The organism is Rhodococcus sp. ENV425, from assembly GCF_002887785.1.
GTDB lineage: Bacteria > Actinomycetota > Actinomycetes > Mycobacteriales > Mycobacteriaceae > Rhodococcus > Rhodococcus aetherivorans.
Window position 1 is genome coordinate 1 of the sequence record NZ_PCZU01000308.1, and the last position, 10783, is coordinate 10783.

Sequence of the window (10783 nt, forward strand, 5' to 3'; positions counted from 1 at the left end):
CGCGGCCGAGCCGGTCGCGCAGCGCCGCGACCCGCGCGACGTGCTGCTGCGGCGCCGGGGTCTGCGCGGCGATCCGCACCGCCGGCAGGGCGGGCAGGGCGTCCGGTGGCTGCCACGCCGCGTCGGTCACGTCGGCGGTCTCCGGCTGGGTCAGCGCGGCGGGGCGCTCGGGATCGAAGGGCAGCGCGCCCACGATCAGGTCGGCCTCGCCGCGGCGCAACGCGAAAGAGGCCTCGGCGACGTCGGTGAACCGGCGGCGCGTCCCGGTGGTGTGCACGGTGCGATCGGCGCGGGAGAGCAGGAAACCGTCCATGGTGGGTCGACGATATCCCCCGCCCGCGCCCGGTACGCGCCGCGGCTAGCGCCCCGGGGGGACGATCAGCACGGGCCGATGGCTGTGGCGCAGCACGTGGTCGGCCACCGACGACTGCAGCAGCGAGCGCAGGCCCGTGGTGCCGCGGGTGCCGGTGACGATGATGTCGACGTTCAGCTCGTCGGCGGCCTCGACGATCGCGGTCCACACGGCACTGACCACCTCGAGGGTGCGGCCCTCCGCGGCGAGGCCGGCGGAGCGGGCGAGTTCGAGTCCCTCCGCGTTGATCACCTTCGCGTCGGTGAGGGCCACGTCCTCGGTTTCCTCGTCGGGTACCCACTCCGGCTGCATCACCCCCGACAGCCCGGACATGCGGGCGGCCTGACGGACCATCGGTTCCCAGGCCGTGACGACGACGGCGCGGCACGAGGCGAGGAATCGCCCCGCATACCGCACGGCCCGCTTGGCGTTCTCGGAGCCGTCGTAGGCGATGAGGATGAGATCTGCGGGCATCACGCGTCCCCTGCTGTCGTGGCGGTCCTTGGGGGGCACTTTACCCGTCGCCGCGGGTCGTCGGGGCAGGCGCGGCGGTGGTCGGCTACCGTCGGTGGCCATGCGGATCCGTCACACCCTCACCGTCGCGGTCGCGGCTGTCCTCGCCGTCGCCGGGTGCGGGGGACAGGACGCGCCCCGGACTCCGGAGCCCACGGCCGCCGCGACGTCGCAGGCCACGTCGACCGTCGCACAGTCGCCGTCGCCCGCCCCGATGGCGACCGCGTCACCCGCACCGTCCTGCGGCGACGAGCTGCTCGCGTCGCTGACGGTGCGGCAGCGGCTCGCCCAGCTGCTCAACGTCGGTGTCACCGGCACCGCCGACGCCCTCGAGGCGGTGCGGTCCGAACAGATCGGCGGGATCTTCGTCGGCAGCTGGACCGACGTGTCGATGCTGGCCAACCGGGAGATCCCGCAGGTGGTGGCGGCGAGCCGGTTGCCGCTGATGGTCACCATCGACGAGGAGGGCGGCCGGGTCTCGCGCGTGGGGGCGCTGTTCGGTCCCGATCCGTCGGCGCGGGTGACGGCGCAGACGATGACCGTCGAGGAGACGTACCGGATGGCGCTCGAGCGGGGCCGCGAGCTCCGCGAGCTGGGCGTCACCGTCGACTTCGCGCCGGACGTGGACGTGAGCAGCCAGCCGGACGACTCGGTGATCGGCGACCGCTCCTTCTCCGACGATCCGCAGGTGGTGGTGCAGTACGCCGGCGCCTATGCGCGGGGCCTGCGCGACGCGGGAATCCTGCCGGTGCTCAAGCACTTCCCGGGCCACGGTTCGGCGTCGGGCGACTCGCACACCGGTGCGGTCACCGCGCCGCCGCTCGACCAGCTGCAGCAGGTGGACCTGGTGCCGTACCGGGAGCTCGTGGATTCCGGGGTCGCGGTGATGCTCGGGCACCTCGACGTGCCGGGGCTGACCGAGGGACTGCCGGCGAGCATCAGCCCGCAGGCGGTGCAGTTGCTGCGGTCCGGAACCGGTTACGGTGCCCCGCCGTTCGACGGGGTGGTCTTCACCGACGACCTGTCGGGCATGCGGGCCATCACCGACACGTACGACATCACCGAAGCGGTGCAGGCGGCGCTCGCCGCCGGGGTGGACCAGGCGTTGTGGCTGACCACCGACGACGTCCCGCGGGTGCTCGACCATCTCGAACAGGCCGTGGCGACGGGAGCGCTGCCGGCCGCGCGGGTGGACGACGCGGTGCGCACCGTCGCGCGCGCCAAGGGCGCGCTGGACTGCTGAATCGGCGTCGGAAACCAGCTCCTTACTCTAGAGTAAGGAGCTGGGAGCATCGGGACTTGGAGGAGACATGGCCGGCGGTACCAAGCGACTGCCTCGCGCGGTGCGGGAACAGCAGATGCTGGACGCCGCCGTGGAGGTTTTCTCCGAGAACGGGTTTCACAATACCTCGATGGACGCCATCGCGGCCCGGGCCCAGATCTCCAAGCCGATGCTCTACCTGTACTACGGCTCGAAGGACGAACTGTTCGCCGCGTGCATCAGCCGGGAGGGGCAGCGGTTCGTCGAGGCCCTGACGCCCGCCGGTGATCCCGGGCTCACGCCGCGCGATCAGCTGCGGGTGGCGCTCGAGTCGTTCCTCGGGTTCGTCGACGCCCACCGCAACTCGTGGATGGTGCTCTACCGCCAGGCGATGTCCCAGCAGGCGTTCGCCGGGCAGGTGCGCAGCAGCCGGGACCGGCTCATCGAGCTCACCGCGCACCTGCTCGAATCGAGCACGCGCGACCCGGAGCCGGGAACCGACTTCGCCATCATGGCCGTTGCGCTCGTCGGCGCCGGTGAGGCCGTCGCCGACCGCATCGCCGGCGGCGAGATCGACGTGGAGAAGGCCGCCGATCTGCTCGAGAACCTGGCCTGGCGCGGTCTGGCTGGTAAGAAGCGCACCGACCACCAAGGCTGAGCGGCCCGCTACAGCGATGCCGGCGTGGCCGCCGCGCGCCGACCCGCGACGTCGCCCAGTGCGACGGACTCGTCCGCGAGCGCGCCGCGATCGACCGCCGCGCCGGCGGCAACGAGCTGCCGCACGATGCGGATGTCCTTCGGGCGGCCGAGGGCGATCGCCCCCACCAGCCGGTCGCCGCGCAGCGCGAGGGCCGTGAAGTCCCGGCCCTCGATCGACCCGCGCACCACGTAGTCGTCGTCGTGGCGGGACCAGCCGGCGAACTGCAGGTTGTGCCCGTACTGGTTGGACCAGCCCCACGGCACCTCCGCGGCGCCGAGCGGCTGCCCGAGGACGGACTTCGCGGCGGCGATGCCCTGGGCCCGGGCGCTGTTCCAGTTCTCCGTGCGGTGCCGGCCGCCGAGCACCGGGTTGGGCTGCTCGATCGCGTCGCCCGCGGCGTAGACCCCGGCGGCGGAGGTGCGGTAGGCCTCGTCGACGACGATGCCGTCGCCGACGGTCAGCCCGGCCGCGCGGGCGAGCGCGGTGTCCGGCACCGAGCCCACCGCGACGAGGGCGGCGCCGGCCGTCCAGGCGCGCCCGTCCTCGGCGGTGGCATGCACCCCGTCGTCGTCGCCGGTGAGGGAGCGCAGCGCGACGCCGGTGTGGACGGGCACGTCGCGTTCGGCGTGCAGGCCGACGTACATCTCGGCGACGGCGGGCGGCACGATGCGGGCGAGCGGCGACGGCGCGCTCTCGAGCACGGTGACCTCGGCTCCCAGTTCCCTTGCGGTGGAAGCGACTTCGCAGCCGATCAGGCCGGCGCCGACGACGAGGAGCGAACGGTGCGCCTCGATCGCGGCCCGCAGCGGGGCGACGTTCTCGGCCGTGCGCAGGCTCAGCACCCTGTCCCCGCCGTCGTGGTCCAGGTGGCGGGCGCGGGCGCCCGTCGCCAGGATCACCGCGTCGTAGTCGAGAATCTCGTTGTCCCACAGCCGGAGCCGGCGACGCAGTGGGTCGAGTTCGACGACGCGGGTCTCGGTGCGCAGGTCGATGTCGTGGTCGGCCCAGTAGCCGGCCGGTTCGAGCTGTGCCCGCTCCGCGGTGATGCTGCCGGCGAGCAGGTCCTTCGACAGCACCGGCCGCCGGTAGGGCAGAGCGGCCTCCTCGCCGATCAGCACGACACGTCCGGCGAAGCCCTCCTTGCGCAGGGTCTGTGCGGCGGTCGCGCCGGCCACCCCGGTGCCGACGACGACGATCGTCTCGGTCATGTCCGGCTGACCTCGACCATCTCGAAATCGGACTTGGCGGCGCCGCAGTCCGGGCAGGACCAGTCGTCGGGGATCTCGTCCCACCGGGTGCCGGGGGCGATGCCGTCCTCCGGCCAGCCCTCGGCCTCGTCGTATTCGAATCCGCACTGCAGGCAACGGAAGAGCTTGTAGTTCGTGGTCATGTCAGCGTCCTTCGAAGTCGATCTTCTCGCGGACCCCGCAGTCGGGGCAGCACCAGTCGTCGGGAATCGCGTCCCAGGGTGTGCCGGCGGGGAAACCCTCGCGGGGCGCGCCTGCGGTCTCGTCGTAGACGTAGTTGCACACCGGGCACTCGTAGGCGGCCATCACTGCGCCCCGTACTCGGCGAGGACCTTGCCGCGCTTGCTCGGCTGGATGTTGGCGCGGGTGATGTCGCCGTCGTAGTGCTCGACGACGCGGTGGTCCATCACCTTGCGCCACAGCGGCGGGATGTAGGCGAGCCCGATCATGCTCGCGTAGCCGCTGGGCAGGTTGGGGGCGCCGTCCATGCTCCGCAGGGTCTGGTAGCGGCGGGTCGGGTTCGCGTGGTGATCGCTGTGCCGCTGCAGGTGGTACAGGAAGATGTTGGTGACGATGTGGTCGGAGTTCCAGCTGTGCGCAGGGGTGCAGCGCTCGTACCGGCCGGTGGCGGTCTTCTGCCGCAGCAGCCCGTAGTGCTCGAGGTAGTTCACCGTCTCGAGCAGGGAGAAGCCGTAGACGGCCTGCAGGATCAGGAACGGGATGATCACCGGGCCGAACACCGCGACGAGCACACCGAACAGGACCACCGACATCGCCCACGCGTTGAGGACGTCGTTACGCAGGGTCCACGGGCTCTTGCCGAGGCGCTGCAGGCGGGTCTTCTCGAGTTCCCACGAGGATTTCAGGCTGCCCCACACGCTGCGCGGCAGGAACGTCCAGAACGATTCGCCGAAGCGGGCCGAAGCCGGGTCCTCCGGGGTCGACACCCGCACGTGGTGGCCGCGGTTGTGCTCGATGTAGAAGTGGCCGTAAAAGGTCTGGGCCAGGGTGATCTTCGACAGCCACCGTTCGAGGTCGTCCTTCTTGTGGCCGAGCTCGTGGGCGGTGTTGATCCCGACACCACCCATCACGCCGACGCTGAACGCCAGGCCGATCTTCGAGATCAGCCCCAGGCCGCCGTCGATCCCCAGCCAGGACAGGTTCCCGGTCGACCACAGGTAGCAGGCGAAGACGAGACTGGCCAGCTGGAACGGGATGTAGGCGTAGGTGCAGTACCGGTAGTACTTGTCGTTCTCGAGCATCTCCATCACCTCGTCCGGCGGGTTCTGCCCGTCGGGGCCGAAGAACCGGTCGAGGATCGGCAGCAGCACGTACACCAGAAGGGGACCGATCCACCACCACATCGGCGAGACCGCGGTCCAGCCGAGTTGGTTGAATCCCCAGATCAGTGCGGTCGCGAGGAAGATCGCCGTGGGCGGGATCAGCCCCATGAGCCACAGATACCGCTTGCGATCGCGCCACTGTTCCACCGGCGCCTGCGCGTACCGCCCGATGTCCGACGTCGTCACCGTTCGACCTCCCTGTCCCGTGAAGCGTCCAGTTCGAGGAGCCGGTATGAGCCAGCTCACTGTGATGTGGACAGTACAGGACATTTGGTCTCAGCGGTAGACAAAACATCGTAATTTGTAAAACGCTCGTCGCGCCGGCGGGGTTGTCCGTTTCCGCCGTCGACGCCGACTCCTTTACAGGCGGGGGGTGTGCGGCTAATCTACAACCAAATGGTTGTAGATCGGATTCGTGAAGACGCGGTGGACGAGCTGTTCCACGCCCTGGCGGACGCCACCCGACGGGACATCCTGCATCGCTGCGCGCGGACCGCGGCGTCGGTCTCGCGGCTGGCCGAGGCCTATCCCATGAGCTTTGCCGCGGTGCAGAAGCACGTGGCGGTACTCGAACGGGCCGGCCTCGTCAGGAAGGAACGACGCGGACGGGAGCAACTCGTGCACACCGACCCGGACGCGATCGATACGGCCCGGCGGGTGCTCGACCAGCTCGAGGGCGCCTGGCGGGAACGAGTGGATCGGATGTCGGCCCTGCTCACCGAGGAACCGGATCCGGCCCGGAACGACCCGAGGAAAGGACGACAACGATGAGCGTGACCAGCGTCGAGAAGGACTTCGACAGCCTGACCCTGACCTTGATCGCCGACTTCCGCGCACCGCTCGAACGGGTGTGGCAGTTGTGGGCCGACCCCCGGCAGCTGGAGCGGTGGTGGGGACCGCCGACCCACCCGGCGACCGTGGAGCAGCACGATCTGGTCCCGGGTGGCACCGTCACCTACTTCATGACCGGTCCCGAGGGGGACAAGTACCGCGGCTGGTGGAACGTCACCGCGGTCGCGCCGCCCGAGTCCCTGGAATTCACCGACGGGTTCGCCGACGAGGACGGGACGCCGAACCTCGAGATGCCGACCACCACGGTGCGGATGCAGCTCGTCGAGCACGACGGCGGCACCCGGATGCGGATTCTTTCCGCGTTCGCGTCCCGGGAACAGATGGAGCAACTGGCCGGCATGGGTATGGAAGAAGGGCTGCGGCTCGCCGTCGGTCAGATGGACGCTCTGCTCGCCGGCTGATCCGCCCCCCGAGCCCGCCCCGCCCCCGCCCCCCGAGCCCGTCCCCGCCCCCGCCCGAGCGAATGTATCGTTGATCTCCTCAGTGGGAGTCGACGATACATTCGCTCGGAGCGATTGCGGCGCAGCCGCTCTCAGCGCAGGGTGGCGGTGAGGTGCGGGTAGCCCTTCTTCGGGTGGCGCAGCGCCAGATCCCAGCCGTCGGCGGCGCGTGCGGCGTAGAGGTTCACGGTCGCGGGCAACAGGACCGGCTTGCCGAACCGGACCGAGTACGTCGCGCGCGACGGGATGCGGCCCTCCACGGCTCGCAGTGCCGCGGCCGCGCTCCACATGCCGTGCGCGATGGGCTTCGGGAACCCGAACGCCTTGGCGCCGAGCCGGGAGACGTGGATCGGGTTGCGGTCACCCGAGACCGATGCGTAGCGGTCGATCGTCTTCTGGTCCACTCGCAGCGTCGACGTCGGCACCGGAGGGATCTCCTCGGCCTTCGGTTCGGGCTTCGGCTGATCCGACAGCGAGGTGCGCTGCTGGTGCAGGAACGACGACGTCTGCCGCCACACCAGCTCCCGGCCGACGCTGATCTCGCTCACCAGGTCGACGAGCAGGCCCTTGCGGTGCTCCCGCAGGTTCTCGGCATGCACCCTCAGATCCAGCGGCTCGGTCACGGACACGGGCCGCACCTGCTCGATCACGTTCTCGGCATGGACGGAACCGACGGCGGCGAAGGGAAAGCCCTTCGACACCATCAGCTTCATCACGACGGGGAACGTCAGCGTGAACGGGTACGTCAGCGGGAGCGTGTCGCCGAAGCGCAGTCCGCACACCTTCGTGTACTCGGCCAGGTTGTCCGGGTCGACGCGCAGGCCGCGCAGTACGAGGGTGTCGTCGGGCAGGCGGTCGCCCGAGGCGCCCACCACGGGCAGCGCCGAGAGCGCCGCCCGCGCGTAGACGTCGAGAGTCGAAGGGCGCGAGGAGAGTTCGACGACAGCCATCACGCCCCCAGCATGGACTGGCCGCACACGCGCACGACCTGGCCGGTGACCGCGCTCGACGCCGGGTTGGCGAACCAGGCGACGGTCTCGGCGACGTCGACGGTCTGCCCGCCCTGCTGCAGCGAACTCATGAGGCGACCGGCCTCGCGGGTGGCCACCGGGATCGCTGCGGTCATGGCCGTCTCGATGAAGCCGGGGGCGACGGCGTTGATGGTGATGTTCTTCTCGGCCAGCACGGGCGCGGTGGCCTGCACCATCCCGATGACACCCGCCTTGGACGCGCCGTAGTTGGTCTGGCCGCGGTTGCCGGCGATGCCGGCGATCGACGACACGTCGACCACGCGGCCGCCCTCCTTCAGCGCGCCCTTCTCGACCAGCTTCTCGGTGATCTTCTGGGGGGCGAGCAGATTCACGGCCATGACGGCGTTCCACCGCGCGGCGTCCATGTTGGCGAGCAGCTTGTCGCGGGTGATGCCGGCGTTGTGGACGATGATGTCGGCGCCGTCGTGCCGCTCGAGCAGGTACTCGGCGAGCCTGTCGCCCGCGTCCGGGGCGGTGACGTCCAGGGCGAGGGAGACGCCGCCGACCTTGTTCGCGGTCTGCGAGAGGGCGTCGCCGGCCGCGGGGATGTCCGCGCAGACGACGTGCGCGCCGTCGCGGGCGAGTACCTCGGCGATCGTGGCGCCGATGCCGCGGGCCGCGCCGGTGACGACGGCGACCTTCCCGGCGAGCGGGCGCTCCCACGACTCGGGGGCCTTCGCGTCGCCGGCACCGACGCGGATCACCTGGCCGGAGACGAACGCGGACTTCGCGGACAGCAGGAAGCGCAGCGTGGATTCGAGGCCGGACAGGCCGGTGGCGGCATCGGGGGAGACGTACACCAGCTGGGCCGTCGCGCCGCGGCGCAGTTCCTTGCCGACGCTGCGTGTGAAGCCTTCGAGCGCGCGCTGGGCGATGCGCTCGTCCACGGAGGAGGCTTCCTCCGGGGTGGTGCCGAGCACCACGACGCGCCCGCTCGGGCCGAGCCCCTTGATCGCGGGCTGGAAGAAGGTGAACAGCTGCTCGAGGCCCGCGACGTCCGTGATGCCGGTGGCGTCGAAGACGAGCGCCCCGTACGCGGTGTCGGCGGGATCGGCGAACGGGTAGTCGGACAGCAGAGTGCGGATCGGTTCGACGAGGCGGCCGTTGCCCCCGACGAGCAGCGGGCCGGCCAGCGGCGGCTGACCCGGCTCGTACCGGCGCAGCTTCTCCGGCTTCGGCAGGCCGAACTGCTTGGCGAGGAATGCTCCGGGCGCGGACCCGATCAACTGGGCGTAGAGGCCGGGGGCGCTCTTGGTTTCAGCCACGATTCCACCTTCTCTGGTTCGGACGTCGGTATTGTCGGGAGGGGCCGACGGTGTGGTGTCGACAACGAACTTACTCGCGAGTAAGAATAGTAGCCAGAGTCTGTATCCACCAGCATCCCGGGAGACGTCAGTGACCACCACCGCTCGTTCCACGCAGCTGCGCCGTGTCGCAATCCTCGGCGGCAACCGGATCCCCTTCGCCCGGTCGGACCGCACGTACGCCCGCGCGTCGAACCAGGACATGTTCACCGCCACGCTCGACGGGCTGGTGAGCCGGTTCAACCTCCAGGGCGAGCGGCTCGGTGCCGTCGTCGGCGGGGCCGTCCTCAAGCACAGCCGCGACTTCAACCTGATCCGCGAGTGCGTACTCGGCAGCGCGCTGAACCCGCACACCCCCGCCTGGGACCTGCAGCAGGCCTGCGGCACCGGCCTGCAGTCGATCATCTCCGTCGGTGACGCCGTCGCCGCCGGCCGCATCGAGGCCGGCATCGGCGGCGGTGTCGACACCACCTCCGATGCCCCCATCGGCGTCAACAACGAGCTGCGCGAGTTCCTGCTCTCCCTCAACCGGGCCCGCTCGACCGGCGACCGCGTCAAGCTGCTCGGCCAGGTCCGGCCGTCGATGCTCGGCATCGAGATCCCCCGCAACGGCGAGCCCCGCACCGGACTGTCGATGGGCGAGCACGCGGCGATCACCGCCAAGGAGTTCGGCATCGCCCGGGAGGCTCAGGACGAGCTGGCCGCCGCGAGCCACCGCAACATGGCCGCCGCCTACGACCGTGGCTTCTTCGACGACCTCGTCACCCCGTTCCTCGGCCTCACCCGCGACGACAACCTGCGCCCGGACTCGACGGTCGAGAAGCTCTCCGGCCTGAAGCCGGTGTTCGGCGTCGAGCTCGGCGGCGCCACCATGACCGCGGGCAATTCGACCCCGCTCACCGACGGTGCGTCGGCGGCGCTGCTGTCCTCGGAGGAGTGGGCTGCGGAGCGCAGGCTGCCCGTGCTCGCCTACCTCGTGGACTCGGAGACCGCGGCGGTCGACTACGTCCACGGTGGCGACGGCCTGCTCATGGCCCCCACCTACGCGATCCCGCGGCTGCTGAAGCGCAACGGCCTGACGCTGCAGGACTTCGACTTCTACGAGATCCACGAGGCGTTCGCCTCCGTCGTCCTGGCCACGCTCCAGGCGTTCGAGTCGGAGGAGTACTGCAAGGGCCGGCTCGGTCTGGATGCTCCGCTCGGGTCCATCGACCGCAGCAAGCTCAACGTCAACGGCTCGTCGCTGGCGGCCGGGCACCCGTTCGCCGCGACGGGTGGCCGCATCGTCGCGTCCCTGGCGAAGATGCTGCATGAGAAGCGGCAGGAGACCGGCAAGCCCGTGCGGGGCCTCATCTCGATCTGTGCCGCAGGTGGGCAGGGTGTGACCGCCATTCTCGAGGCCTGAGCCGACCCCGGCGGCCCCGTCCGGAAAAAATCCCGGAAGTCTGTAACGCCCCGGCGGGGCCGCCGATAAACCAGTCGACCTCGCGTTGCTGCCTGACCCCCGACCTGGCGGCAACGCGAGGTCTTTCGCTTGTCCGCGGGGGCTCGGACCGCCCATCGGCTCGGGGGCGCCGGGAACCCGACATTAGGCTGGATACCGAGTGGTGCGCCCGATCCGGGGCGCACCCCGGTGAAAGGACATGGGTGAGCGGCAAGAGCGGGACGAACGACCCCGAGGACGGCCAGGACGAGGTTCGGTCCGCCGTCCCTGTGCCGGAGGCGACGCCCCAGGACGCC

At 70.5% G+C, this 10783-nt stretch carries 12 protein-coding genes and 1 pseudogene; 5 read left to right on the forward strand and 8 right to left on the reverse strand.

The features are described 5' to 3' along the window. Both CQZ88_RS28945 and CQZ88_RS28950 read right to left on the reverse strand, forming a co-directional pair. Window positions 1–313 (reverse strand): annotated as a pseudogene (locus CQZ88_RS28945) (isochorismate synthase); the annotation flags it as partial. Between the two features lie 45 nt (window positions 314–358). Continuing rightward, complete coding sequence (locus tag CQZ88_RS28950; protein WP_006940275.1) at window positions 359–826, reverse strand: universal stress protein; 468 nt, start codon at window positions 824–826, stop codon at window positions 359–361. Window positions 827–926: 100 nt separating this feature from the next. Here CQZ88_RS28950 and CQZ88_RS28955 point away from each other — a divergent pair, with 100 nt between their 5' ends. Both CQZ88_RS28955 and CQZ88_RS28960 read left to right on the forward strand, forming a co-directional pair. Then, the gene (locus CQZ88_RS28955; protein WP_006940277.1) at window positions 927–2108 is read left to right on the forward strand and encodes a glycoside hydrolase family 3 N-terminal domain-containing protein; all 1182 of its coding nucleotides are present in this window, start codon (window positions 927–929) and stop codon (window positions 2106–2108) included. 67 nt (window positions 2109–2175) lie between these two features. Continuing rightward, a complete protein-coding gene (locus CQZ88_RS28960; protein WP_006940279.1) occupies window positions 2176–2784 on the forward strand; it encodes a TetR/AcrR family transcriptional regulator in 609 nt (202 codons plus the stop codon). Between the two features lie 8 nt (window positions 2785–2792). Here CQZ88_RS28960 and CQZ88_RS28965 read toward each other — a convergent pair whose 3' ends face one another. From CQZ88_RS28965 to CQZ88_RS28980, 4 genes are read right to left on the reverse strand one after another with little or no spacing between them, the layout of a single operon-like run. Then, a complete protein-coding gene (locus tag CQZ88_RS28965; protein WP_102800644.1) occupies window positions 2793–4034 on the reverse strand; it encodes an NAD(P)/FAD-dependent oxidoreductase in 1242 nt (413 codons plus the stop codon). After that, entirely contained in the window at window positions 4031–4216 is a 186-nt protein-coding gene (locus CQZ88_RS28970; protein ID WP_006940282.1) for a rubredoxin, read from the reverse strand. Before CQZ88_RS28970 ends, CQZ88_RS28965 begins: the two co-directional genes overlap by 4 nt. Before the next feature lies 1 nt (window position 4217). After that, entirely contained in the window at window positions 4218–4379 is a 162-nt protein-coding gene (locus tag CQZ88_RS28975) for a rubredoxin (protein WP_003939211.1), read from the reverse strand. After that, window positions 4379–5602: an alkane 1-monooxygenase gene (locus CQZ88_RS28980; protein ID WP_006940284.1), complete on the reverse strand. Its 1224-nt coding sequence runs from the start codon at window positions 5600–5602 to the stop codon at window positions 4379–4381. The genes CQZ88_RS28975 and CQZ88_RS28980 overlap by 1 nt, the downstream gene beginning before the upstream one ends. Before the next feature lie 210 nt (window positions 5603–5812). On the opposite strand from CQZ88_RS28980, the gene CQZ88_RS28985 reads away from it, so the two are divergent. Beyond that, entirely contained in the window at window positions 5813–6187 is a 375-nt protein-coding gene (locus tag CQZ88_RS28985) for a helix-turn-helix transcriptional regulator (protein WP_029546042.1), read from the forward strand. Then, entirely contained in the window at window positions 6184–6669 is a 486-nt protein-coding gene (locus tag CQZ88_RS28990; protein WP_029546040.1) for an SRPBCC domain-containing protein, read from the forward strand. The genes CQZ88_RS28985 and CQZ88_RS28990 overlap by 4 nt, the downstream gene beginning before the upstream one ends. A gap of 131 nt (window positions 6670–6800) precedes the next feature. On the opposite strand, the gene CQZ88_RS28995 is transcribed toward CQZ88_RS28990, so the two are convergent. Then, a complete protein-coding gene (locus CQZ88_RS28995; RefSeq protein WP_029546038.1) occupies window positions 6801–7658 on the reverse strand; it encodes a MaoC/PaaZ C-terminal domain-containing protein in 858 nt (285 codons plus the stop codon). Further along, window positions 7658–9004 carry a 3-oxoacyl-ACP reductase gene (locus tag CQZ88_RS29000; RefSeq protein ID WP_029546036.1) on the reverse strand — a complete coding sequence of 449 codons (1347 nt, stop codon included), beginning with the start codon at window positions 9002–9004 and terminating at the stop codon, window positions 7658–7660. Before CQZ88_RS29000 ends, CQZ88_RS28995 begins: the two co-directional genes overlap by 1 nt. Before the next feature lie 130 nt (window positions 9005–9134). Between CQZ88_RS29000 and CQZ88_RS29005 the strand changes: the two genes are divergently transcribed. Further along, entirely contained in the window at window positions 9135–10448 is a 1314-nt protein-coding gene (locus CQZ88_RS29005; protein ID WP_006931659.1) for an acetyl-CoA C-acetyltransferase, read from the forward strand. Window positions 10449–10783 lie beyond the last annotated feature (335 nt).